18 protein-coding genes are annotated in these 24,026 nt (G+C 69.8%); 10 read left to right on the forward strand and 8 right to left on the reverse strand.

Going from position 1 to position 24,026, the window contains the following annotated elements; all coding sequences use genetic code 11:
• Positions 1-158 precede the first annotated feature (158 nt).
• Complete coding sequence (gene ileS, locus ACFVWD_RS35710; protein ID WP_389602181.1) at positions 159-3,302, reverse strand: isoleucine--tRNA ligase; 3,144 nt, start codon at positions 3,300-3,302, stop codon at positions 159-161.
• Positions 3,303-3,932: 630 nt separating this feature from the next.
• On the opposite strand from ileS, the gene ACFVWD_RS35715 reads away from it, so the two are divergent.
• The 5 genes from ACFVWD_RS35715 (at position 3,933) to ACFVWD_RS35735 (ending at position 8,877) form a co-directional block, all read left to right on the forward strand.
• Positions 3,933-4,916, forward strand: a complete 984-nt coding sequence (locus tag ACFVWD_RS35715) for a TraR/DksA C4-type zinc finger protein (protein WP_389602183.1) — start codon at positions 3,933-3,935, stop codon at positions 4,914-4,916.
• Positions 4,917-5,008: 92 nt separating this feature from the next.
• Positions 5,009-5,605 (forward strand): signal peptidase II, encoded by a 597-nt coding sequence (gene lspA / locus ACFVWD_RS35720; RefSeq protein ID WP_389602185.1) that lies wholly within the window; start codon positions 5,009-5,011, stop codon positions 5,603-5,605.
• A 147-nt stretch (positions 5,606-5,752) separates the two neighbouring features.
• Positions 5,753-6,697 carry an RluA family pseudouridine synthase gene (locus tag ACFVWD_RS35725; protein WP_097226191.1) on the forward strand — a complete coding sequence of 315 codons (945 nt, stop codon included), beginning with the start codon at positions 5,753-5,755 and terminating at the stop codon, positions 6,695-6,697.
• Positions 6,694-7,182, forward strand: a complete 489-nt coding sequence (locus ACFVWD_RS35730) for a GNAT family N-acetyltransferase (protein WP_389602187.1) — start codon at positions 6,694-6,696, stop codon at positions 7,180-7,182. The genes ACFVWD_RS35725 and ACFVWD_RS35730 overlap by 4 nt, the downstream gene beginning before the upstream one ends.
• Before the next feature lie 108 nt (positions 7,183-7,290).
• On the forward strand, positions 7,291-8,877 hold the full coding sequence (locus ACFVWD_RS35735) for a Na+/H+ antiporter (RefSeq protein ID WP_389602188.1): 1,587 nt from the start codon (positions 7,291-7,293) through the stop codon (positions 8,875-8,877).
• A gap of 192 nt (positions 8,878-9,069) precedes the next feature.
• Here ACFVWD_RS35735 and ACFVWD_RS35740 read toward each other — a convergent pair whose 3' ends face one another.
• The gene (locus tag ACFVWD_RS35740) at positions 9,070-10,221 is read right to left on the reverse strand and encodes a mechanosensitive ion channel family protein (protein WP_389602190.1); all 1,152 of its coding nucleotides are present in this window, start codon (positions 10,219-10,221) and stop codon (positions 9,070-9,072) included.
• Positions 10,222-10,320: 99 nt separating this feature from the next.
• Between ACFVWD_RS35740 and ACFVWD_RS35745 the strand changes: the two genes are divergently transcribed.
• A complete protein-coding gene (locus ACFVWD_RS35745) occupies positions 10,321-10,890 on the forward strand; it encodes a dienelactone hydrolase family protein (RefSeq protein WP_101405659.1) in 570 nt (189 codons plus the stop codon).
• A gap of 124 nt (positions 10,891-11,014) precedes the next feature.
• On the opposite strand, the gene ACFVWD_RS35750 is transcribed toward ACFVWD_RS35745, so the two are convergent.
• From ACFVWD_RS35750 to ACFVWD_RS35770, 5 genes are all read right to left on the reverse strand, one after another.
• Entirely contained in the window at positions 11,015-11,368 is a 354-nt protein-coding gene (locus ACFVWD_RS35750) for a hypothetical protein (RefSeq protein ID WP_054231476.1), read from the reverse strand.
• Positions 11,369-11,468: 100 nt separating this feature from the next.
• Positions 11,469-13,139: an alkaline phosphatase D family protein gene (locus ACFVWD_RS35755; protein ID WP_389602192.1), complete on the reverse strand. Its 1,671-nt coding sequence runs from the start codon at positions 13,137-13,139 to the stop codon at positions 11,469-11,471.
• Between the two features lie 92 nt (positions 13,140-13,231).
• Positions 13,232-14,041 (reverse strand): thioredoxin domain-containing protein, encoded by an 810-nt coding sequence (locus ACFVWD_RS35760; protein WP_389602225.1) that lies wholly within the window; start codon positions 14,039-14,041, stop codon positions 13,232-13,234.
• A gap of 93 nt (positions 14,042-14,134) precedes the next feature.
• Entirely contained in the window at positions 14,135-14,818 is a 684-nt protein-coding gene (locus ACFVWD_RS35765) for a hypothetical protein (RefSeq protein ID WP_389602193.1), read from the reverse strand.
• Positions 14,819-14,910: 92 nt separating this feature from the next.
• Positions 14,911-16,254 (reverse strand): DUF2252 domain-containing protein, encoded by a 1,344-nt coding sequence (locus ACFVWD_RS35770; protein WP_389602194.1) that lies wholly within the window; start codon positions 16,252-16,254, stop codon positions 14,911-14,913.
• Between the two features lie 324 nt (positions 16,255-16,578).
• On the opposite strand from ACFVWD_RS35770, the gene dnaE reads away from it, so the two are divergent.
• Positions 16,579-20,118 carry a DNA polymerase III subunit alpha gene (gene dnaE / locus ACFVWD_RS35775; protein ID WP_389602196.1) on the forward strand — a complete coding sequence of 1,180 codons (3,540 nt, stop codon included), beginning with the start codon at positions 16,579-16,581 and terminating at the stop codon, positions 20,116-20,118.
• 103 nt (positions 20,119-20,221) lie between these two features.
• Here the strand turns inward: dnaE and ACFVWD_RS35780 are convergent, their stop codons facing one another.
• Positions 20,222-20,398, reverse strand: a complete 177-nt coding sequence (locus ACFVWD_RS35780) for a hypothetical protein (RefSeq protein ID WP_389602198.1) — start codon at positions 20,396-20,398, stop codon at positions 20,222-20,224.
• Positions 20,399-20,626: 228 nt separating this feature from the next.
• On the opposite strand from ACFVWD_RS35780, the gene ACFVWD_RS35785 reads away from it, so the two are divergent.
• The 3 genes from ACFVWD_RS35785 (at position 20,627) to ACFVWD_RS35795 (ending at position 24,010) form a co-directional block, all read left to right on the forward strand.
• On the forward strand, positions 20,627-21,844 hold the full coding sequence (locus tag ACFVWD_RS35785) for an NYN domain-containing protein (RefSeq protein ID WP_099925734.1): 1,218 nt from the start codon (positions 20,627-20,629) through the stop codon (positions 21,842-21,844).
• Between the two features lie 167 nt (positions 21,845-22,011).
• A complete protein-coding gene (locus tag ACFVWD_RS35790) occupies positions 22,012-23,034 on the forward strand; it encodes an ABC transporter ATP-binding protein (RefSeq protein ID WP_179858139.1) in 1,023 nt (340 codons plus the stop codon).
• A 154-nt stretch (positions 23,035-23,188) separates the two neighbouring features.
• Positions 23,189-24,010 (forward strand): ABC transporter permease, encoded by an 822-nt coding sequence (locus ACFVWD_RS35795; protein WP_384905902.1) that lies wholly within the window; start codon positions 23,189-23,191, stop codon positions 24,008-24,010.
• Positions 24,011-24,026 lie beyond the last annotated feature (16 nt).

The following is a 24,026-nucleotide window of genomic DNA, read 5'->3' on the forward strand; positions in this document are numbered from 1 at the left end:
ATTTACCCCCCCACCCCGCCACACGACATGTAACCGGGTCTGGGGGGCTCGGATATGTTTATACCCGCCCGGGCCGGGGCTGCGCCCCGGACCCCCGACCGCCCTGATTCGTCCGGCTGACGGCCGGCGGGGCGTGGGTAGGGCCCCGCCGCCCGGGGCTACGCCTTGCGGAGGCGGAAGGTGAGGGACAGGCCCTCGTCGGTGAACGGAGCGCCGTAGGTGTCGTCGGCCTCGCCCTGGGCGAAGTCGGTGGCGAGGACCTCGTCGGCGATCAGTGCGGCGTGCTCGTTCAGGGCGGCGATGACGGCCGGGTCGGTGGACGTCCAGCGCAGCGCGATCCGGTCGGCCACGTCGAGGCCGCTGTTCTTGCGGGCCTCCTGGATCAGCCGGATCGCGTCACGGGCGAGGCCCGCCTGCCGCAGCTCCTCGCTGATCTCCAGGTCCAGAGCGACCGTGGCACCCGAGTCGGACGCCACCGACCACCCCTCGCGCGGGGTCTCCGTGATGATGACCTCGTCCGCGGCCAGCGTCACCGTCTCGCCGTCGACCTCGACCGAGGCGGTGCCCTCACGCAGGGCGAGGGAGAGGGCCGCCGCGTCCGTCTCGGCGATCACCTTGGCGACCGCCTGGACGCCCTTGCCGAAGCGCTTGCCCAGCGCGCGGAAGTTCGCCTTGGCCGTGGTGTCGACCAGCGAGCCGCCCACCTCGGAGAGGGAGGCGAGGGAGGTGACGTTCAGCTCTTCGGTGATCTGTGCGTGCAGCTCCCCGTCGAGGGACTCGAAGCCGATCGCCCCGACCAGCGCGCGGGACAACGGCTGGCGCGTCTTGACGCCCGACTCCGCGCGCGTGGCGCGGCCCAGCTCCACGAGACGCCGGACGAGGACCATCTGCCTCGACAGCTCCGGGTCGATGGCGGACAGGTCCGCCTCCGGCCACGAGGACAGGTGTACGGACTCGGGGGCGCCCGGCGTCACGGGGACGATCAGGTCCTGCCAGACCCGCTCGGTGATGAACGGGGTCAGCGGGGCCATCAGCCGCGTGACCGTCTCCACGACCTCGTGCAGGGTCCGCAGCGCGGCCTTGTCGCCCTGCCAGAAGCGGCGGCGGGACCGGCGCACGTACCAGTTCGAGAGGTCGTCGACGAACGCGGAGAGGAGCTTTCCGGCGCGCTGGGTGTCGTACGCCTCCAGCGCCTGTGTGACCTGGTCGGTGAGCGCGTGCAGCTCGGAGAGCAGCCAGCGGTCGAGGACCGGACGGTCGGCCGGGGCGGGATCGGCCTCGGAGGGGGCCCAGTCGGAGGTGCGGGCGTACAGGGCCTGGAAGGCGACCGTGTTCCAGTAGGTCAGGAGCGTCTTGCGCACCACCTCCTGGATGGTGCCGTGGCCGACGCGGCGGGCCGCCCAGGGGGAGCCGCCGGCCGCCATGAACCAGCGCACCGCGTCCGCGCCGTGCTGATCCATCAGCGGGATCGGCTGCAGGATGTTGCCCAGGTGCTTGGACATCTTGCGGCCGTCCTCGGCGAGGATGTGGCCGAGGCACACCACGTTCTCGTACGAGGACTTGTCGAAGACCAGCGTGCCGACGGCCATCAGCGTGTAGAACCAGCCGCGGGTCTGGTCGATGGCCTCGGAGATGAACTGCGCCGGGTAGCGGCTCTCGAAGAGCTCCTTGTTCTTGTACGGGTAGCCCCACTGCGCGAACGGCATCGAACCCGAGTCGTACCAGGCGTCGATGACCTCCGGTACGCGCGTCGCCGTCCGCCCGCAGCCGTCCTGCGGGCACGCGAAGGTGACCTCGTCGATGAACGGGCGGTGCGGGTCCAGGTTCGACTGGTCGGTGCCCGTCAGCTCGGAGAGCTCGGCGCGGGAGCCGACACAGGTGAGATGGCCCTCCTCGCAGCGCCACAGCGGGAGCGGGGTGCCCCAGTAGCGGCTGCGGGACAGCGCCCAGTCGACGTTGTTGTTCAGCCAGTCGCCGAAGCGGCCGTGCTTGACGGAGTCCGGGAACCAGTTGGTCTTCTCGTTCTCCTGGAGGAGACGGTCCTTGATGGCGGTGGTGCGGATGTACCAGGACGGCTGCGCGTAGTAGAGGAGCGCGGTGTGACAGCGCCAGCAGTGCGGGTAGCTGTGCTCGTACGGGATGTGCTTGAAGAGCAGACCGCGCTGCTGGAGGTCCTCGGTGAGCTTTTCGTCCGCCTTCTTGAAGAAGACACCGCCGACGAGCGGGACGCTCTCCTCGAAGGTGCCGTTCGGGCGGACGGGGTTCACCACCGGCAGTCCGTACGCCCGGCAGACCTTGAGGTCGTCCTCGCCGAAGGCGGGGGACTGGTGGACCAGACCCGTACCGTCCTCGGTCGTCACGTACTCGGCGTTGACCACGTAGTGGGCCTCGGCGGGGAACTCGACCAGCTCGAACGGACGTTGATAGGTCCAGCGCTCCATCTCGGCGCCGGTGAAGGTCTCACCGATGGTCTCCCAGCCCTCGCCGAGCGCCTTCTCGACGAGCGGTGCGGCGACGACGAGCTTCTCCTCACCGTTCGTCGCGACGACGTAGGTGACCTCGGGGTGCGCGGCGACCGCGGTGTTGGAGACCAGCGTCCACGGGGTCGTCGTCCACACCAGGAGCGCGGCCTGGCCGGCCAGCGGACCGGAGGTGAGCGGGAAACGGACGTACACGGACGGGTCGACGACCGTCTCGTAGCCCTGCGCCAGCTCGTGGTCCGACAGACCCGTCTCGTCGCGCGGGCACCACGGGGCCACGCGGTAGTCCTGGACCAGCAGACCCTTGTTGAAGATCTCCTTGAGCGACCACCACACGGACTCCACGTACTCGGGGTCCATCGTGCGGTAGGCGTCGTCGAGGTCGACCCAGTAGCCCATGCGGTTCGTGAGCTCGGTGAACGCGTCGGTGTGACGGGTCACGGACTCGCGGCACTTGGCGTTGAACGCGGCGATGCCGTACGCCTCGATGTCCTGCTTGTCGGTGAAGCCGAGCTCCTTCTCCACCGCGAGCTCGACCGGGAGGCCGTGGCAGTCCCAGCCGGCCTTGCGGGCCACGTGATAGCCGCGCATGGTGCGGAAGCGCGGGAAGACGTCCTTGAAGACGCGCGCCTCGATGTGGTGGGCGCCCGGCATGCCGTTCGCGGTGGGCGGGCCCTCGTAGAACACCCATTCAGGGCGGCCCTCGGACTGCTCAAGGCTCTTGGCGAAGATCTTCTGCTCGCGCCAGAAGTCGAGCACGGCGTGCTCAAGGGCGGGCAGGTCGACCTGGGCGGGCACCTGGCGGTACGTCGGCGTTGTCATCAGCGAGCTTCCTCCGGCGGACTTTCTGCCTTCCGTCCGGAGGGACGAGAGCCTGAGCAGCCATCTCCTGGATGCTGCGGACGCCGTGCGCGGCGCGCTCCCGCGGTACCACCCTCCTTGGCTCCCCAGTGCGTGCTGTGCACCAGTGAGCCCCCTCATTGGGGTCGCGATGCCGGTTCTACCGGCCGCTGCTCGCTCGCTGCGGCTTTCTTCCGGCGGCTCCGGGGTGATCTTCGCGTCGCGCTCGCCCCCGGGCTTCCACCGTCCCCGGGTCGCTCTTGGCTGCGTACGCCGCTACTCGTCCCCATCCACGCTTCTCGCTGCGCCCAGTGTACGGCGCCGTGCGGACAGCGGCCGACCGGTTTTCCGGGGTACGCCGCCGGGGCCGCCCGGGGTGGTGCCGCGGCCTGCGCGGTGACCCGAACGGCGAGGTGCGGGCGTCCGGATCCTGGGACGCCGGACCTGGCGGATTACCCGGCGGGGAGCTGGGCACAACGCATGAAGGTTCGTCGCGCGGGACCCGCGGGGCGGACGAAACGTTGGTGGGCCCGGTTGCCGCGGGCCAGAAGTCGATTTATCGTCCCAGCACGATTTGCGCGCAAAATCACAATATGTGAAGGGGCCGCGGCCATGGTGGCGAAGAAGACCGCCGTACAGCAGTCGGCGTCCGGCAGATCCACGGGTCCGGCGGCCAAGGACGTGGGTGGGAAGAAGAGCGCGTCGGTGGCGTCGGTGGCGCACGCAGCGGCCAACCCGGTGAAGACCGCCACGAAGACCGTCACCAAGGCGGCCACGAAAGCCGCTGTCGGCAAGAAGGCGGCGGCCACCGGGAAAGCGGCTGCCGGTAAGGCCGCCGGAGTCGGGAAGACGGCCGCTCCGAAGACCACCACCGGCAAAGCGGCCGCTACGAAGGGAGCCACCAAGAAAACGGTCGCCAAGAAAACGGTGGCCAAGAAAGTGGTGGCCAAGGAAGCCGTGGCTCGGAAGGCGGTGGCCAAGAAGGCCGACGGGAAGAGCGTGGCCAGGAAGAGCACCGGCACGGCAAGGAAAAGCACCAGTACGGCGAAAAAGTCGGTCGCTTCCGCGGCCGAAGGCGCGGCCAAGGCCGCGAAGACGACGGGAGCCACGACGGTGGTTGCGAAGAAGACTCCTGGCACGGCCACGGCGGCGCAGAACCCCACCGCGGTTCCCAAGGCACGGATCGCCGCGGTGGAGCCCGGCGAGCTCGCGGTGCGCCCCGGCGAGGACCCCTGGACTCCGGAGGAGGTCGCGGAGGCGCGCACCGAACTCCAGTCCGAGGCGTTGCGGCTGAGTACCGAGATCTCGTCGTCCGAAGAGGCGATCGCGGGCCTGATGCGCGACTCCGGCGACGGCGCGGGCGACGATCAGGCGGACACCGGCACGAAGAACATCACACGCGAGCACGAGATGGCCCTGGCGGCCAACGCTCGCGAGATGCTGGAGCAGACCGAGCGAGCGCTGGAGCGGCTCGACGCGGGCACGTACGGGCTCTGCGAGAACTGCGGCAACCCCATCGGCAAGGCGCGGATGCAGGCCTTCCCGCGGGCGACCCTGTGCGTCGAGTGCAAGCAGAAGCAGGAACGCCGCTACTGAATGACGCGGGAGGGCTCCTGCGCACGTGGGCGCCGGGGGGTGTGCCGTACCCTCGTCCTCAGTCAGGCACCTAGGTCGAGGGACTCACTCACGTGGCAGAGGCGGAGCGCATCATCGGTACGCCGGATACCCCAGGAGCGGGCGGCGCCGAGCCGGAGCAGTCCGGCGTGGAAGGGGCCGGGGCCCCGGCCGAGGGGCCCAGGGGCAGGCGCAGGATCGCCGTCCTGTTCACCGTCGCCGCCCTGGCGTACGCCCTCGACCTGGTCAGCAAGCTGATCGTGGTCGCGAAGCTGGAGCACCACGCGCCGATCCAGATCATCGGGGACTGGCTGAGGCTCGAGGCGATCCGCAACGCGGGAGCGGCCTTCGGCTTCGGCGAGGCGTTCACGATCATCTTCACGGTGATCGCCGCGGCCGTGATCGTGGTGATCGCGCGGCTCGCGCGCAAGCTCTACAGCCTGCCCTGGGCGATCGCGCTCGGTCTGCTGCTGGGCGGTGCGCTCGGCAACCTGACCGACCGGATCTTCCGCTCGCCCGGGATCTTCGAGGGCGCGGTCGTGGACTTCATCGCGCCCAAGCACTTCGCGGTCTTCAACCTGGCCGACTCGGCGATCGTCTGCGGCGGCATCCTGATCGTGCTGCTGTCCTTCCGCGGGCTCGACCCGGACGGCACGGTCCACAAGGACTGATCCGTCCACAAGGACTGATCGGCCCGCACGGAGTGTCGTACGGGGGCGTCTGGAAGGACTCTGGAAGGACGTCTGGAGGCAGGTCCACGGGCACTGCTGTTCGGGCGATGGTCCGGCGGTGTCCGACCCGTCCGGCATACTCGACGGGTGAGCACCATTCCCGAGATCCGCAACCTGCCCGTGCCCGACGGCCTGGAGGGCGAGCGCGTCGACGCCGCCATCTCCCGCATGTTCGGCTTCTCCCGCACGAAGGCCGCCGAGCTCGCCGCGGCGGGGAAGGTCACGGTCGACGGCTCGGTGGTCGGAAAGTCCGAGCGGGTGCACGGCGGCGCCTGGCTTGAAGTGGAGATGCCGCAGGCTCCCGCCCCCGTGCAGATCGTCGCCGAGCCCGTCGAGGGCATGGAGATCGTGCACGACGACGACGACATCGTCGTGATCATCAAGCCGGTCGGTGTGGCCGCGCACCCGAGCCCCGGCTGGAGCGGTCCGACGGTGATCGGCGGCCTCGCGGCGGCCGGATACCGGATCTCGACCTCGGGTGCCGCCGAGCGGCAGGGCATCGTGCACCGGCTGGACGTCGGCACCTCCGGGCTGATGGTCGTGGCCAAGTCGGAGCGCGCGTACACCTCGCTGAAGCGGCAGTTCAAGGAACGCACGGTCGACAAGCGGTACAACGCGCTGGTCCAGGGGCACCCCGACCCGATGAGCGGCACCATCGACGCGCCCATCGGCCGGCACCCGAACCACGACTACAAGTGGGCGGTGACGGCCGAGGGCAAGCCGTCCGTCACGCACTACGACCTGATCGAGGCGTTCCGCGCGGCCAGCCTGCTCGACATCAAGCTGGAGACCGGCCGAACCCATCAGATCCGTGTCCACATGGCGGCCCACCGCCACCCCTGCGTGGGCGACCTGACCTACGGCGCGGACCCGACGATCGCCAAGCGGCTCGGTCTGACCCGGCAGTGGCTGCATGCGGTGCGGCTCGGCTTCGAGCACCCCGGGGACGGGCAGTGGGCGGAGTTCGAGAGCGACTACCCCGAGGACCTGCAGAAGGCGCTCGACAAGGTGCGTGAGGAGAGCTACGCGTGAGCGGCTCGGGCGGGGCGCGGGGCGGCTCCTACGCGGTGCGGGTGGCCGAGGACGCCGTGGACCGCGAGGCGTGCTTCGCGGTCCGCAAGGAGGTCTTCGTCGGCGAACAGGGCGTCCCTGAGGACATCGAGTACGACGCGTACGACGCCGGTGCCCTGCATGTGCTGGCGATCCGCGAGGACGGGGTGCCGCTGGGCACCGGGCGGCTCCTGTACGGCCCGGAGGCCGCCGCCAAGACCGGCGGCGACCTGACGGTCGGCTCGCTCGGCCGGCTCGCCGTGACGAAGGCGGCGCGCGGGCTCGGCGTCGGCGTGGCCCTCGTGGGGGCCATCGAGGACGCGGCACGCGCGCGTGGGCTCGCCGTGGTGGACCTGCACGCGCAGACGCAGGCGATGGGGTTCTACGAGCGGCTCGGGTACGTGGCGTACGGCGCGGGGTTCCTCGACGCCGGGATCGATCACCGGGCGATGCGCAAGGCTCTGTGAGACGGGGTTCGTCGCACGCGGGTTGCCGGAAGGGCATTGTCGTAGGCGCGTGGCACGCTTGAGGTCTGGCTCTTCCTTGATCGCCCAGACCTAGCCGGAGCGCTGACCGTGGATCAGTTGGCCCTGTTGTTCGTGCTGCTGCTCGGGGCCGTGGTGAGCGTCCCGGTGGGGGACCGGCTCAGGTTGCCGGCGCCCGTCCTGATGACGCTCCTCGGGATCGTGCTGGCCGTCCTGGACTTCGTGCCCAATGTGGACGTCCCGCCTGACCTGATCCTGCCCCTGCTGCTGCCTCCGCTGCTGTACGCCTCGGTGCGGCGCACCTCGTGGAGACAGTTCACCGCCAACAAACGGCCGATCTTCCTGCTCGCCGTGGCGCTGGTGTTCGTCACCACGGCGGCCGTGGCCTTCGTCGCGGGCGCCATCGTGCCGGGGCTGCCGATCGCCGCCGCCGTCGCCCTGGGCGCGCTGGTGGCGCCTCCCGACCCGGTCGCCGCGACGGCCGTCGCGGGACAGCTCGGGCTGCCCCGCCGACTGGTGTCGATCCTGGAGGGCGAGGGGCTCTTCAACGACGTGACGGCCATCGTGCTCTACCACGTCGCGATCGCCGCCGCGGTGAGCGGCACCTTCTCGCCGTGGCGGGCAGGGCTCGATCTCGTGCTGTCCGCCGTGGTCGCGGTCGCCGTCGGGCTGGCGCTGGGGTGGGCGGCGAACAAGCTGATGTCGCTGCTCGGTGACGCCACGTTGCAGATCGGGCTGACGCTGCTGGTGCCCTTCGCGTCGTACGTCCTGGCGGAGGAGTTGCACGGGTCCGGGGTGCTCGCCGTGCTCACCACCGCGATGTTCCTCGCGGAGTACGCCACCGATGCCGACGACGTCATGACACGGCTCGCCGGGTACACGTTCTGGGACGTGGTGGACACGCTCGTCACCGGGGTCGCGTTCGGGCTGATCGGTCTCGAGCTGCACAACGCGATCAGGACGGCGTCCGGGCGGTGGGGGGAGATGCTGGGATGGGCCGCCGCGGTCGTCGCCGTCGTGGTGCTCGTACGGCTGGCGTATCTGATGCCGGCGACGTGGCTGACGAAGCGGCTGCATGCGAAACGGGACTACGACGAGGAGATTCCGACCTCGTGGCGGGAGACCGTGATCATGTGGTGGTCGGGGATGCGCGGGGTCGCGTCCGTGGCCCTCGCGCTGGCCATTCCGCTGAAGATGGACGACGGGTCGCCGTTTCCCGACCGGGACGAGATCATCTTCATCGCGTTCGGGGTGATCATGGCGACGCTGGTGCTCCAGGGGCTCACGCTGCCGTGGCTGGTGCGCAGGCTCGGGGTGCGGGCCGACGAGGATGTCGAGAAGGCGTTCGAGAAGGAGTTGGCGGTTCGGGCCGCGAAGGCGGCGAAGCGGAGGCTCAAGGAGATCGAGGAGGTGGAGGAGCTGCCGGAGGAGTTGTCCGAGCAGCTGATCCGGCGGGCCTTCGACATCGGGACGCGGATCAGTCCGGACCTGGGGGACGAGGAGCGGCGGGAGGCGTATGAGCAGCGGACTCGACGGGTGAAGCGGTTGCGGCGGATTCAGGGGGAGATGTTGAGTGCGGCGCGGCATGAGGTGTTGTCGGCGCGGAGTGAGCCGGGGGCGGATCCGGAGATCGTGGACCGGGTGCTGCGGCACCTGGACGTTCGTAGCCTGCGGTGACGTTGCACTGGGCCTGGGCTGAGCCTGTTCTCCCGCCCGCGCACCGCCCGTTTCCACCCCGCTGACAAGTGACGGTCGCCTGTGGGGGTGATTCGCCGTCGGCGGCTGCGGGGGAGAGATAAATGGATACTCTGCGCGGCCTGCGGGCGGTGCGGGCGGTGCGGAGGGTGCGGGGGTGGGGCCCTGGGGTGGTCAGCCTCGGCCTGGGCCCGTTCGTGGGGGGTCGGGGGTGTGGGGGGTCGTGGAGGCGGCTATCGCGCCGTCGGTGTCGTCGCGGTCCGGGCGGTGGGGGCGGCCGTTGGGCCAGCCCAGGGGCAGGATCGCCTCGGCCGTGTTGACGCGGGGGAGGGCGTAGGGGTGTTCGTCGGTGAGCCAGCGGATCATGCGCTCGCGCACCGTGACCCGTACCGTCCAGATGTCGTCCGCGTCCTTCGCGGTCACCAGGGCGCGCACCTGCATGGTGTTGGGGGTGGAGTCGGTGACGGCGAGGCCGTAGTCGCGGCCGTCCCAGGCCGGGCACTCGCGCAGGATGTCACGGAGATGCTCGCGCATCGCCTCCACGGGCGCCGAGTGATCGACATGGAAGAAGACGATGCCGGTCATCTGGGCGGTGCCACGGGACCAGTTCTCGAAGGGCTTGGAAGTGAAGTACGAGACCGGCATCGTGATCCGGCGCTCGTCCCATGTGCGTACCGTCAGGAACGTCAGTGTGATCTCCTCGACGGTGCCCCACTCGCCGTCCACCACGACCGTGTCACCGAGGCGCACCATGTCGCCGAAGGCGATCTGCAGCCCGGCGAAGAGATTCGCCAGTGTGGACTGGGCGGCGACACCGGCGACGATGCCGAGGATGCCGGCCGAGGCCAGCAGCGAGGCACCGGCCGCGCGCATCGCGGGGAAGGTGAGCAGCATCGAGGCGACGGCCACCACGGTGACGATCGCGGACACCACCCGTTGGATCAGGGTCACTTGTGTGCGCACCCGGCGGACCCGCGCCGGGTCGCGGTGGGCGTTCGCATAGCGGGTGTAGGAGGTCTCGACGATCGCCGTCGCGATGCGGATCACGAGCCACGCGGCGGACCCGATGAGGATCAGGGTCAGGGTGCGGCCGACGCCGACCCGGTGTTCCACGAGCAGCTTCGCCTGGTCGTACGAGCCGCGCAGCAGGGCGGCGAACAACACGAGCTGGAAGGGGACCCGTGCGCGACGCAGAAGGCCCCACAGAGAGGTTTCCTGGTGCCGGGCGTCGGCCTTGCGCAGTACGCGGTCCACGGCCCACCCGATGAGCAGCGTGAGGACGACCGAGCCGCCGACGACGATCAGGGGACGCAGTACGTTCTCCATGCCTGAGACCGTAACCGGCTCGGGGCCGCTCTGAACATGTCGTCCTGGTCCCTGGGCCTCGATCCGGTGTTGTCGGTCCTGGCTGGCACCATGGGGCGCATGAACATCATGCTCTTTCACTCGACCTACGGGCCCCGGCCCGCGGTGCGCGCGGCGGCCGACCGGCTGCGTGCCGCGGGGCACGAGGTGTGGACCCCGGACCTCTTCGAGGGACGCACCTTCGAGACCGTGGAGGAGGGCATGGCCTTCAACGACGGGATCGGCAAGGAGGAGCTGCTCAGACGAGCCGTCCTGGCCGCCGCTCCCTACTCCGAGCGCGGCCTGGTGTACGCGGGATTCTCGCTCGGCGCCTCCATCGCGCAGACCCTGGCGCTCGGCGACGAGAAGGCCCGTGGGCTGCTGCTCCTGCACGGCACGTCGGACATCGCCGAGAGCGCGTCGGTGGACGAGCTGCCGGTCCAGCTGCACGTCGCGGAGCCCGACCCGTTCGAGACGGACGACTGGCTGAGCGCCTGGTACCTGCAGATGGGCAAAGCGGGCGCCGACGTGGAGATCTACCGGTACGCGGGCGCCGGGCACCTTTACACCGACCCCGACCTGCCCGACTACGACGAGGAGGCCGCCGAGGCCACCTGGCGGGTGGCGCTCGGCTTCCTCGACTCGCTGTAGCGGTCCGCCGCACCGGGGCGACAGGCTTCCGACAGACGGGCCCGGGCCATTTGTCGGATGACCCGGGCCTGCCTGTTCACCTTCGACCAGCTGCGACTACCGGCGTTGTGGAACGTCGGAGACCCTAGCCCGGGAAGCACTCCTTGGGCGGGTGCACCTGCGACGGGAAGTGACCGGACCACACCCAGGACGTCGGCTTGGAGTCGTAGATCCTGAACCACCGTTCCCCCGAGGGGGTCTTGGTGGTCGAGCACTGGATCCGCAGGGTCGTGCCCCGCGGCTCCGTGCGGTACCTCGTCGACGAGGAAGTGGGCTGGGCGTATATGGGAGAGCTCTCCGCCGTGGTCAGGTTGACGAACGCCGGTGCCGCTGCCGCCGTGGCTTCCTGCGCCTCGGCGGATGTGGCGGTGAGTCCGGCGAGGGCCAGGGCGGCGCCGAGCACTGCGGTCTTCGTCAGGACACTTTGGGGGGTGGCCATGTGACTCCAATCCTCATGGAACTGACGGATCGTCAGTGTGACGATCCGACAATGCGTGCGACGCTATCAAGATCCTCCTGGCCGCACCCGGAATTGTTTTCTATACCGGGTCGTAGGTGCGCTCGACCTTCTGCGTGCCGGTGCGCGTGCGGTACGAACGAGCCCAGGCCGAGGTCGCGTTGGCGTTCGTGCGGTCGGACAGGACGTAGTAGTCCATCTGCGCGCGGTCGGCGGTGATGTCCAGGACGCCGTATCCGTGGCGGTCGGTGTCGACCCAGTGGACGTGCCGGTTGGCGATCTGGATGAGCGGGGCGGCGACCGCGGAGACCGTGCCCTCGGGGACCTTCACGATGTCGTCGAGGTTGTCCGAGGTCACCGAGGTGATCACGAACTCGGTGGCGGCCGACGCGGACAGCGGGTATGTCCCGGCGTCCACCGGCACGTCGTTGGCCCAGGACATGTGGATGTCGCCGGTGAGGAACACCGTGTTGCCGATCGCGTTCGAGCGCAGATGGGCGAGGAGTTCACGGCGGTCGTCGGTGTAGCCGTCCCACTGGTCGGTGTTGACGCCGATGCCGTCCTGCGGCAGGTCCAGCAGCTTGGCGAGCGGCTTGAGCAGGTCGGCGGTGAGCGAGCCGATGACGAACGGCGCGATCATCACCGAGTTGCCGACCAGTCGCCAAGTGGTGTCGGACGCCTTCAACCCGGCCTTCAGCCAGTCGAGTTGTGCGCGCCCGGTGATCGTACGGTTCGGGTCGTCGACCGAACCGCTGCCCGTGGACGCCTGCTGGGAGCGGAAGGAGCGCAGGTCCAGCAGGGACAGGTCGGCGAGCTTGCCGAAGCGCAGCCGACGGTAGGTGGTGCCCTCGATCGCCGGGCGTACGGGCATCCACTCGAAGTAGGCCTGCTTCGCGGCGGCCTGACGTGCGGTCCAGGTTCCCTCGGCGCCCTCGGTGTGGTTGACCGCGCCGCCGGACCAGGCGTTGTCGGCGAACTCGTGGTCGTCCCAGATCGCGATGACCGGCGCCTTGAGGTGCAGGGCTTGCAGGTCCGGGTCGGTCTTGTACTTGCCGTGCCGGGTGCGGTAGTCGGCGAGCGTGATGATCTCGTTCAGAGGCGCATGCGGCCGTACGACCGTGCCGCGGGCCGCGTACTCGCCGGACTTGTACTCGTAGATGTAGTCCCCGAGGTGCAGCCAGGCGTCCAGGTCGTTGCGGTTCGCGAGATGGCGGTACGACGAGAAGTAGCCCGCCTCCCAGTTGGCGCAGGTGACGACGCCGAAGCGCAGGCCGGAGACGCTCGCGTCCGCCGCCGGCGCGGTGCGGGTGCGCGCCACCGGCGAGTCGGTGCCGCCGGCCGAGAACCGGAACCAGTAGTCGGTGGCAGGCCGTAGACCACGGATGTCGGCCTTCACGGTGTGGTCGGAGGCGGCGGTCGCGGTGAGGGAGCCCTTGGAGACGACGTTCGTCAACGCCTTGTCCGTGGCGACGATCCAGCTGACCTCGGTGTCCGGGCCGAGCCCCGAGCCGGGTATCGCCTCGGAGTCGGGCGTCACCCGGGTCCACAGCAGGACACCGTCGGGCAGCGGGTCGCCGGAGGCGACACCGTGCAGGAAGGCGGGAGTGTCCGTGGCGGCGCGGGCCGGGAGCGCGGCGGCGAGCGGGCCGGCCAGGACAGCGGTCGCCGCCGCGGCCTTGACGACCGTACGGCGGCGGGGCGAGGGAGAGTTGAGGCCCTGAGATGCCTCGGATGATCTGTATCGACTGGTCACGACCGAACAGGTTACTGATCGGTATGCGCGAGAGCGGGCGAACCTCGAAAGTTCGCCCGCTCTTCACGCGGAGGCCGGATTCCCCGTTGGCATCAGCCCTTGAGGGCCGCGTCCACCACCTTGTCGAAGTCGGCCACCGTCAGCAGCGGGGTGCCGCCGTTGAGCTGCTTGCCGTCCATGACGAAGCCCGGAGTGCCGGTCACGCCCTCCTTGTTGTCGTCGAAGGTCTTCGACATGGCCATCGCCCAGGCGTCGTAGGTGCCCTTCTTCACCGCGTTCTGGAACGCGGTGTTGCCCTTCAGCGCGGTAACGGTGTCGGCGACCTTGAGGAGGTAGGCGTCGTCCTTGAACTTGTCGGTCGTCTCGTCCGGGTGCCACTTCGTCGAGTACAGCGCGGTCTTGTACTCGAGGAACGCCTCGGGGCTGACGTTCAGCGCGGCGCCCAGGGCGCTCAGCGCGTTCTTGGAGCCCTGGCCGTTGTCCTTGTCGTCGATGAACGTGGCGCCGACGTACTGGAACTTGAACTTGCCGTCGTCGATGTCCTTCTTCACGGTCGAGCCGACGGTCTGCTCGAACTGGGCGCAGACCGGGCAGCGCGGGTCCTCGTAGACCTTGAGGGTCTTCTTGGCGGTGCTCTTGCCGATGACGACGGTGGTGCCCTTGGTGCCCGTGGTGTTGGCCGGGGCGACGACCTTGGCGTCCTTCAGGCCCGCCCAGTAGCTCGGCTTGTTGTTCTGCACGACCGCGTAGCCGACGCCGCCGGCTATCGCGAGGACGGCGACGATGGAGCCGGCCACGATGGCCTGGCGCTTGACCTTGTCGCGCTTGGCCTGGCGCTCGCGCTCGAGGCGCAGCTTCTCCCGGGCCGCCGTCTTCGCCGCCTGGCTGTTCCGCTTGCTCATGTTGGTGATCTCCATGGGGGACGCGTACACGTCGTACGCGGATACGTATGGGGGACTGCTGGTGCTCAAGGGCTTTCGCGCAGAAGCGATGGCTCAGGCGAAGGCGGCCGAGAGCGGCGGTCCACGCCGTCCCAGGGAGTGCACGAACAGGCGGGTGCGGGCGCCCGCGCTCCGGCGCGCGGGGCGCGGCAGCCGGCGTACCGGGGCGAGCCGTACGGTCACGGCGGCGACCGCGATCAGCAGGGGCCGGAAGGTGGCCGCGGCCACCGCGCGCAGCAGCTGGTCCAGGGCGCGGTCGCCGCGGCGCAGCCAGGCGGCCGCGAGCAGCCCCACGGCGACATGGGCGGCGAGCAGCAGCCAGGCGGCGGTCGGGTCGGTCTGCGCCAGCAGGGCGGCGGCACGGCCGCCGCTGCCGCCGGTCACATGGGCCAGCGGGGTGCCCACGCTGCCGCCGCACAGCACGTCGAATCCGACCGAGCGCAGCGGGCCCGCGACGGGGCCGCCCGCCCTGCCGTAACAGACGTGCTGGCCCGTGGTGAACACGGTGTCGGCGGTCAGCTCCAGCGGGATGAGCAGGGCGGCGATCCGGCCGAAGCCGCGCTCGCGGCCCGCCAGCGCGTACGCGATGACGAAGACGGCCGCGGCGATCGCCGCCACAGTGCCCAGCGGCAGCGGGACCCGGGACAGCAGCACGTGCGACGCGGTGGAGAGCGTCACGACGACAGCCGTGAACAATGCCGCGCGCACGGCTCTGAGCTGGGTCCCGGGTATGTCCATAGCGGAGCCGAGTGTCCCACGTGCTCCCGTAAGGGCCCCCTAAAGGGTTCCTATGTGTTACAGGAGCGTTGTGGCTCCGTCGTCCGGGGTGCCTACAGGCCCGGGATCCGGCCGTTGCGGAACAGGTCGACGAAGATCTGGTGGTCGGCACGCGCGCGTGCGCCGTAGCTGTGCGCGAAGTCCACCAGGAGGCCCGCGAAGCCGTCCTCGTCGGCGGCGATCGCCGCGTCGATGGCCCGCTCGGTGGAGAACGGGACCAGCTCCGAGTGGCCGCTCTCGTCGTCGGCCGCGGCGTGCATGGTGGCCGTGGCCCGGCCGAGGTCGGCGACGACCGAGGCGATCTCCTCCGGGTCGTCGATGTCGCCCCAGTCCAGGTCCACCGCGTACGGCGAGACCTCGGCGACCAGCTGGCCGGCGCCGTCCAGCTCGGTCCAGCCCAGCCACGGGTCGGCGTGCGCCTGCAGGGCGCGCTGGGAGATCACCGTGCGGTGGCCCTCGTGCTGGAAGTACTCGCGGATCGAGGAGTCCGTGATGTGCCGGGAGACGGCCGGGGTCTGGGCCTGCTTGATGTAGATCACGACATCGTTCTCCAGGGCGTCGCTGTTGCCCTCCAGAAGGATGTTGTACGAGGGCAGTCCGGCGGAGCCGATGCCGATGCCGCGGCGGCCGACGACGTCCTTCACCCGGTAGGAGTCCGGGCGGGCCAGGGAGGACTCGGGGAGCGTCTCCAGGTAGCCGTCGAAGGCCGCGAGCACCTTGTAGCGGGTGGCCGCGTCGAGCTCGATGGAGCCGCCGCCGGGCGCGAAACGGCGCTCGAAGTCGCGGATCTCGGTCATCGAGTCGAGCAGCCCGAAGCGGGTCAGCGAGCGGGCGTCACGCAGCGCGTCCAGGAGCGGGCCCTCGGCCGTGTCCAGGGTGAAGGGCGGCACCTCGTCGCTCTTGGCGCCGGTGGCCAGCGCGTGGATGCGCTCGCGGTAGGCGGCCGCGTACACCTTGACCAGCTCGGTGATCTGGTCGTCACTGAGCGCCTTCGCGTACCCGATGAGGGCCACGGAGGCGGCGAATCGCTTGAGGTCCCAGGTGAAGGGGCCGACGTACGCCTCGTCGAAGTCGTTCACGTTGAAGATCAGGCGGCCGTTGGCGTCCATGTACGTGCCGAAGTTCTCGGCGTGCAGGTCGCCGTGGATCCACACGCGGGAGGTGCGCTCGTCCAGGTAGGGTCCGCCGCGCCTCGGCCCGAACCCGATCTCCGCGGTGAGGTCGTGGTAGAAGAGGCCGGCCGTGCCCCGGTAGAACGCGAAGGCGGAGGCCGCCATCTTGCGGAACTTGACGCGGAACGCGGCCGGGTCGGCGGCCAGGAGCTCGCCGAAGGCGGTGTCGAAGACGGCGAGGATCTGCTCGCCGCGTTGCTCGGCGCTGAGCTGCGGGACCGACATCGCTGGGTGCCTCCTGGTGCAGGTGGTGCGTGACATGGGGGAAGGACGTGTCCGTCCGGCGGGACGGTTGCTTCCGTCCTGTCCCAACGGACGAAGGTACGCGGGAGTGCCCGCGCGCCGGGGACGAACGGTACGCGCGCGTGCCGCGCGCCCCGGATGAAGGTACGGGTGATCGGCCCGCCCGTCACCCGACCACCGCCCCTCATTGAGGCGCTTCGCGCCCAGTGTTCGTCTCCAGTGTCAGTGGCGCGTCATAGACTTCGACGCTGTCCCCCCAGACTGTCCGCAGCCTGTCGACGATTGTTCTCCTTGGAGGCCGAAGCCGTGTCAAAGCCGCCGTTCACGCACCTGCACGTCCATACCCAGTACTCGCTGCTGGACGGTGCCGCGCGGCTCAAGGACATGTTCGATGCCTGCAATGAGATGGGCATGACACACATCGCCATGAGTGACCATGGCAACCTCCACGGGGCGTACGACTTCTTCCACACGGCGAAGAAGGCGGGCGTCACGCCGATCATCGGCATCGAGGCGTACGTCGCCCCCGAGTCCCGGCGCAACAAGCGCAAGATCCAGTGGGGTCAGCCCCACCAGAAGCGCGACGACGTGTCCGGTTCGGGTGGTTACACGCACAAGACGATCTGGGCGGCGAACCGGACCGGCCTGCACAACCTCTTCAAGCTCTCCTCGGACGCGTACGCCGAGGGCTGGCTCCAGAAGTGGCCCCGCATGGACAAGGAGACCATCTCCCAGTGGTCCGAGGGGCTCATCGCCTCCACCGGCTGCCCCTCGGGCGAGCTCCAGACCCGCCTGCGCCTCGGCCAGTACGACGAGGCACTGAAGTCGGCCGCCGAGTACCAGGACATTTTCGGCAAGGACCGCTACTTCCTGGAGCTGATGGACCACGGCATCGAGATCGAGCGCCGGGTCCGCGACGGACTACTGGACATCGGCAGGAAGCTCGGCATCCCGCCCCTGGTGACGAACGACTCGCACTACACGTACGCGCACGAGGCGACCGCCCACGACGCCCTGCTGTGCATCCAGACCGGCAAGAACCTTTCCGACCCGGACCGCTTCCGCTTCGACGGCACCGGCTACTACCTGAAGTCCACGGACGAGATGTACGCCGTCGACTCCTCGGACGCCTGGCAGCAGGGCTGCGCCAACACCCTCCTGGTGGCCGAGCAGATCGACACCGCAGGCATGTTCGAGGCGAAGAACCTCATGCCGAAGTTCGACATCCCCGAGGGCTACACCGAGGTCACCTGGTTCCAGGAGGAGGTGCGCCTCGGCATGGAGCGCCGCTTCCCCGGCGGCGTCCCCGAGGACCGCCAGAAGCAGGCCGAGTACGAGATGGACGTCATCATCCAGATGGGGTTCCCGGGGTACTTCCTCGTCGTCGCCGACTTCATCATGTGGGCCAAGAAGCAGGGCATCGCCGTGGGCCCGGGCCGTGGCTCGGCGGCCGGTTCGATCGTCGCGTACGCCATGGGCATCACCGACCTCGACCCGATCCCGCACGGTCTGATCTTCGAGCGGTTCCTGAACCCCGAGCGCGTCTCCATGCCCGACGTCGACATCGACTTCGACGAGCGCAGGCGCGTCGAAGTGATCAGGTACGTGACCGAGAAATACGGCGCCGACAAGGTCGCCATGATCGGCACCTACGGAAAGATCAAGGCGAAGAACGCCATCAAGGACTCCGCGCGCGTCCTGGGCTACCCGTACGCCATGGGCGACCGCCTCACCAAGGCCATGCCCGCAGACGTGCTGGGCAAGGGCATCGACCTCAGCGGCATCACCGACTCCTCGCACCCGCGCTACAGCGAGGCCGGCGAGATCCGCTCGATGTACGAGAACGAGCCGGACGTGAAGAAGGTCATCGACACCGCCAAGGGCGTCGAAGGCCTGGTCCGGCAGATGGGCGTGCACGCCGCCGGCGTCATCATGTCCAGCGAGCCCATCGTCGACCACGCCCCGGTCTGGGTGCGGCACACCGACGGCGTGACCATCACGCAGTGGGACTACCCGCAGTGCGAGTCGCTCGGCCTGCTGAAGATGGACTTCCTCGGCCTGCGCAACCTGACGATCATGGACGACGCCGTCAAGATGGTGAAGTCCAACAAGGGCATCGACCTCGACCTGCTGGCCCTCCCGCTCGACGATCCGACGACCTTCGAACTGCTCCAGCGCGGCGAGACCCTCGGCGTCTTCCAGTTCGACGGCGGCCCCATGCGCTCGCTGCTGCGCCTGATGAAGCCCGACAACTTCGAAGACATCTCCGCCGTCTCTGCGCTCTACCGTCCCGGCCCGATGGGCATGGACTCGCACACGAACTACGCGCTCCGCAAGAACAAGCTGCAGGAGATCACGCCGATCCACAAGGAGCTCGAAGAGCCCCTCCAGGAGGTCCTGGCGGTCACCTACGGCCTGATCGTGTACCAGGAGCAGGTGCAGAAGGCCGCCCAGATCATCGCCGGGTACTCGCTCGGCGAGGCCGACATCCTCCGCCGCGTGATGGGCAAGAAGAAGCCCGACGAGCTGGCGAAGAATTTCACCATCTTCCAGGCCGGCGCCCAGAAGAACGGCTACAGCGACGAGGCGATCCAGGCCCTGTGGGACGTGCTGGTGCCCTTCGCCGGCTACGCCTTCAACAAGGCCCACTCGGCCGCCTACGGACTGGTCTCGTACTGGACCGCCTACCTGAAGGCGAACTACCCCGCCGAGTACATGGCGGGCCTGCTCACCTCGGTCAAGGACGACAAGGACAAGTCCGCGATCTATCTGAACGAGTGCCGGCGCATGGGCATCAAGGTGCTGCCGCCGAACGTGAACGAGTCGGAGCAGAACTTCGCCGCCCAGGGCGACGACGTGATCCTCTTCGGCCTCTCCGCCGTCCGCAACGTCGGCACGAACGTCGTCGAGTCGATCATCAAGAGCCGCAAGGCCAAGGGGAAGTACGCCTCCTTCCCGGACTACCTCGACAAGGTCGAGGCCGTCGCCTGCAACAAGCGCACCACGGAATCGCTGATCAAGGCGGGCGCGTTCGACACCATGGGGCACACCCGCAAGGGCCTCACCGCGCAGTTCGAGCCGATGATCGACAACGTGGTGCAGGTCAAGCGCAAGGAGGCCGAGGGCCAGTTCGACCTCTTCGGCGGCATGGGCGACGAGGACACCAGCGAGCCCGGCTTCGGACTCGACGTGGAGTTCACCACCGACGAGTGGGACAAGGCCTATCTGCTCGCCCAGGAGCGGGAGATGCTCGGTCTGTACGTCTCCGACCACCCGCTCTTCGGCCTGGAGCACGTGCTGTCCGACAAGGCCGACGCGGGCATCTCCCAGCTCACCGGAGGTGAGCACGCGGACGGCGCGGTCGTCACCATCGGCGGCATCATCTCGGGCCTCCAGCGCAAGATGACCAAGCAGGGCAACGCCTGGGCGATCGCCACGGTGGAGGACCTGGCCGGTTCCATCGAGTGCATGTTCTTCCCGGCGACGTACCAGCTGGTGTCGACCCAACTCGTCGAGGACGCGGTCGTCTTCGTCAAGGGACGCCTCGACAAGCGCGAGGACGTGCCACGGCTGGTCGCGATGGAGCTTCAGGTCCCCGACCTGTCGAACGCGGGCACCAACGCACCCGTGATCCTCACGATCCCGGCGCTGAAGGTCACCCCGCCGATGGTGAGCCGCCTCGGCGAGATCCTCAGCCACCACAAGGGCGAGAGCGAGGTGCGCATCAGGCTCCAGGGCCCGCGCAAGACCACCGTGCTGCGGCTCGACCGGCACCGGGTGAAGCCGGATCCGGCGCTGTTCGGTGACTTGAAGGTGCTGCTGGGCCCGTCCTGCCTCGCGGGCTGACGGGATCAGCTGACGGGATCAGATGATGTACGCGAGGGGCGCATCCGTTGTCGGATGCGCCCCTCGGTGTGTGCCTGGGCTTCAACAGCCCTTACGCATGGCCTCAGTTGTGGCCGAAGCGCTTCTGGTGCTTGCGGGCGACGTCCGCGGGGCTGCCCTGGGCCTGCGACATCGGCGTGTGAGCCTCCGTCGAGGACCGGTGCGCCTGCTCCTGCGCACGCTCGGCCTGCGAGGAGCGGTCCTGCTGGCCGCCCTGCTTGCGGTTCTTGTTCTTGGCCATGGTGATTGCCTCCTGTGGGGCCCTAGGGGTCAGGGCCGGATCCAGATTCACATAGCCTGACAAGCAGTGCATTTCGGAGAATTACCGTGCGTAATAAGGCCTGTCGGAGCGTTATCCCCCGATACGCCACGCCGAAGATCGAGTTCGGGCCGTTAACCTCCGCGCCGTCGGGCAGACTCGAAGGAAGCCCGAAGCGAATCTCCCGGAACCGGAAAGAGGGTGGACCGCGTGGACCGCTGCATCGTCCTGGTGGACGCCGGGTATCTGCTCGGGGCTGCCGCCAGTCTCCTCGCCGGGGAGCCTTCGCGATCCCGGATCACCGTCGATCACGCCGCCCTCATCCAGGGCCTGCGCGAGCGCGCCGAGTCCGACACGGAGCGGCCCCTGCTGCGCATCTACTGGTTCGACGGCGCCCCCGACCGCGTACCGCAACCGGAGCACCGCCGGCTGCGCGTGATGCCGCGGGTCACGGTGCGCCTCGGCGCGCTGACCCGCAGCGACGGGCGGTGGGCGCAGAAGGGCGTCGACGCCGCCATGCACGCCGAGCTGACCGAGCTGGCCCGCAACCGCGCCTGCTCCGACGTGGTCCTGGTGACCGGCGACGGGGACCTGCTGCCGGGCATGATGGCCGCCAAGGAGCACGGCGTCGCCGTACACCTGTGGGCCGTACAGGCCGCGGACGGCGACTACAACCAGTCCGAGGACCTGGTCGCCGAGGCCGACGAGCGCCGGGTGCTGGACCGGGCGTGGATCACCAAGGCCGTACGGGCCAAGGACCTCGGCGGGATCTGCGCGCCGCAGCCCGTGCCGCGCCCCGAGATCGCCGCGATCCTCTCCGCGCCGCTGCCCGACTCGTCGCTCGCCGGCGCGGCCGAGCGGCCCTCCGAGGCCGCGGAGCACAGCCCCGTCGCCGAGTCGCAGAACGGGGCCGAGGAGCGGGTTCCCGCCCCCAAGGGGGTGCCCACGCCGAAGGACCTGGCCGCACTGCGCGCACCGGGCGTCCAGGCCCCCCAGCACCCCGCCAGCGCGACGCTGCGGTGGTCGTCCGACAAGGGGTGGATCGAACGCCCCGGGGGTGCCACGGAGTCCACTGAGGCCGCCGCGCTGCCCACGCTCGCCCAGCTCACCTCCGCCGAGCAGCGATGGGCCGACCGCGAGGAGGACATCACCACGGTCGGCGGCGATCCCTACGAGGTGGGGCAGGTCTTCGCGCGCCGCTGGATGGAGCGGCTCACCGACCCGAGCCACCTGCAGAAGCTGTCCACGATGTACCCGCGGGTGCCGCACCGCGTGGACGGCGAGCTGCTGCGCTACGCCGCGCGCTTCGGGCTGCTCGCCCACAAGGACGACCAGATCGACGAGCACGACCGGTATGCGATCAGGGCGGGGTTCTGGCGGGAGATCGATGTGCGTACGGCGGCGGAGCATGCCCCTGCCGGGGAGTGAACCGGGGGAGCGGTTGAACCCCGGGTGTGTTCTTCCGGTACGGGTGGGTGGGAGCGCTTCTTCAGCGCGCCAGACCTTTGAGACCCGGGCCAGGACGGCTCGTGGACCGACTGAGGCGAGGGCCCCGGGCGCATAACGGGGCATCGGACCCCGTAGGCTCGTCCTTCGTGAGTACGCGCACGGCACAGGCAGTCCGGAACGGGCACAGGGGCGATGTCGTGTGCTCGGTGCGCGCGCTGACCAAGACCTACCCGGCGGTCCGTGGACGCCGTGGCAGCCCCGGTACGCCCGAGGTGCGGGCCACCGACGGGGTACGGCTGGACATCCGGCGCGGCGAGATCTTCGGACTGCTCGGGCCGAACGGCGCCGGGAAGTCGACCCTCGTACGCCAGCTGACCGGGCTCATGCGCCCCGACAGCGGCAGCGTCGAGATCCTCGGACACGACATCGTGCGTCACCCCGAACGGGCGGCGCGCATCCTCGCCTACCTCGGACAGGAGTCCACCGCCCTCGACGAGCTGACCGTGTCGCTGGCCGCGGAGACGACCGGGCGGCTGCGCGGGCTCGAACTGCGCGAGGCGCGGGCCGAGCGGGACGCCGTGCTCGACGAGCTGGGCCTCACCCCGATCGCCTCCCGCCCCCTGAAGAAGCTCTCCGGCGGGCAGCGGCGGCTGGCGTGCTTCGCCGCCGCGCTGGTCGGGCGGCGGCCGCTGCTCGTCCTCGACGAGCCGACCACCGGCATGGATCCCGTGGCCCGGCGGGCCGTGTGGTCCGCCGTCGACCGGCGCCGGGCCGAGCACGGCGCCACCGTGCTGCTGGTCACCCACAACGTCATCGAGGCCGAGACCGTGCTCGACCGGGTCGCCGTCCTCGACCGGGGCCGCGTCATCGCCTGCGATACGCCGGCCGGGCTGAAGGAGCGGGTCGCGGGTGAGGTGCGGGTCGAACTCGTCTGGCGCGAGAGCGCCCCGCTGGACGTGCCCGAGGTCGCCGCGCTGCGCGCCCGCGCCGTCGAGTCGGGCCGCCGCTGGACCCTGCGGCTCGCCCCGGAGGAGGCCCGCGCGGCCGTCGCCACGGTCACCGGAGGCGCCGCGTTCGCCGCGCTCGACGACTTCACACTGGCCACGCCGAGCCTGGAGGACGTGTACCTCGCGCTCGGCGGCAATGCGCAGGGGTTGGTGAAGGCGTGAGCGCGCGGGGTCTGGAATCCGTAGGGGAGTCTGTACGGACGGGGAGGGGCGTCGTGGGTGTGGGAGGCGGCGTGGGAATCGGCGTCGACTTTTACGTCGTAAACGTCGTAAACAGGGACAGGACGGCTGCCGGAGTGAAGAGGAGCAGCTCGACGTGAGTGTCGTACCCGCTGAGGTGCTGCCGGGCAGTGCGCTGTCCATGGCCGAGGACGCCGGTGACGCCGCCGAACTCGGGCCGAGGGCGCGGCTGTGGCCCTCCCTCGCCGCCATGTACCGGGCCCAGCTCTCCCGCGCGCGCGTGGCGCGGATTCCGCTGCTGTTCGTGGCCACGGTCCAGTCCGTCGGCATCATGGTCATGATGCGTGGCGTGGTGGACGGCGGGGGCGAGGCCCGGTCCATCGTGGCCGGGGCGTCGGTCCTGGTCGTCGCCTTCGTCGGGCTCAACCTGCTGGCGCAGTACTTCGGACAGCTGCGGGCCGGCGGCGGGCTCGACCACTACGCGACCCTGCCGGTGCCGCCGGCCGCCGTCGTGCTGGGCGTCGCCGGCGCGTACGCGTCCTTCACCGTGCCCGGGACCGTGGTCACCGCCGTCGTCGGCTGTGTCCTCTTCGGGCTGCCGATGGCGCATCTGTGGGTGCTCGTCGCGGTGATCCCGCTCGCCGGCGCCGCGCTCGCCGGGCTCGGGGCGGCGCTCGGACTGCTTGCGCCTCGGCCCGAACTCGCCACGCTGCTCGGACAGCTGGGGATGTCGGCGGCGCTGCTGCTCGGGGTGCTGCCGGCGGACCGGCTGCCCACGGTGGTGCAGTACGGCCGTGATCTGCTGCCCTCCACCTACGGCGTCGAGGCCTTCGCGCGGAGCTTCGGGGCGCACCCCGACTGGGCCTTCGTCGTCGGTGACCTCGCCGTCTGCGCGGGTGTGGGGGTGGCCTCGCTGGCGGTGGCGACCTGGGCGTACCGCCGGGCGGCCGTCCGGTGACGCGGCCGACAGCCGG

Origin of the sequence: Streptomyces sp. NPDC058086, assembly GCF_042885015.1 — a bacterium.
Taxonomy (GTDB): domain Bacteria; phylum Actinomycetota; class Actinomycetes; order Streptomycetales; family Streptomycetaceae; genus Streptomyces.

Bases quoted from the DNA above. Each gene is read 5' to 3' on its own strand.
- ileS (WP_389602181.1), bottom strand. From the start codon at position 3,302: ATGACAACGCCGACGTACCGCCAGGTGCCCGCCCAGGTCGACCTGCCC.
- ACFVWD_RS35715 (WP_389602183.1), top strand. From the start codon at position 3,933: ATGGTGGCGAAGAAGACCGCCGTACAGCAGTCGGCGTCCGGCAGATCC.
- ACFVWD_RS35740 (WP_389602190.1), bottom strand. From the start codon at position 10,221: ATGGAGAACGTACTGCGTCCCCTGATCGTCGTCGGCGGCTCGGTCGTC.
- ACFVWD_RS35745 (WP_101405659.1), top strand. From the start codon at position 10,321: ATGAACATCATGCTCTTTCACTCGACCTACGGGCCCCGGCCCGCGGTG.
- ACFVWD_RS35750 (WP_054231476.1), bottom strand. From the start codon at position 11,368: ATGGCCACCCCCCAAAGTGTCCTGACGAAGACCGCAGTGCTCGGCGCC.
- ACFVWD_RS35760 (WP_389602225.1), bottom strand. From the start codon at position 14,041: ATGAGCAAGCGGAACAGCCAGGCGGCGAAGACGGCGGCCCGGGAGAAG.
- ACFVWD_RS35765 (WP_389602193.1), bottom strand. From the start codon at position 14,818: ATGGACATACCCGGGACCCAGCTCAGAGCCGTGCGCGCGGCATTGTTC.
- ACFVWD_RS35770 (WP_389602194.1), bottom strand. From the start codon at position 16,254: ATGTCGGTCCCGCAGCTCAGCGCCGAGCAACGCGGCGAGCAGATCCTC.
- ACFVWD_RS35780 (WP_389602198.1), bottom strand. From the start codon at position 20,398: ATGGCCAAGAACAAGAACCGCAAGCAGGGCGGCCAGCAGGACCGCTCC.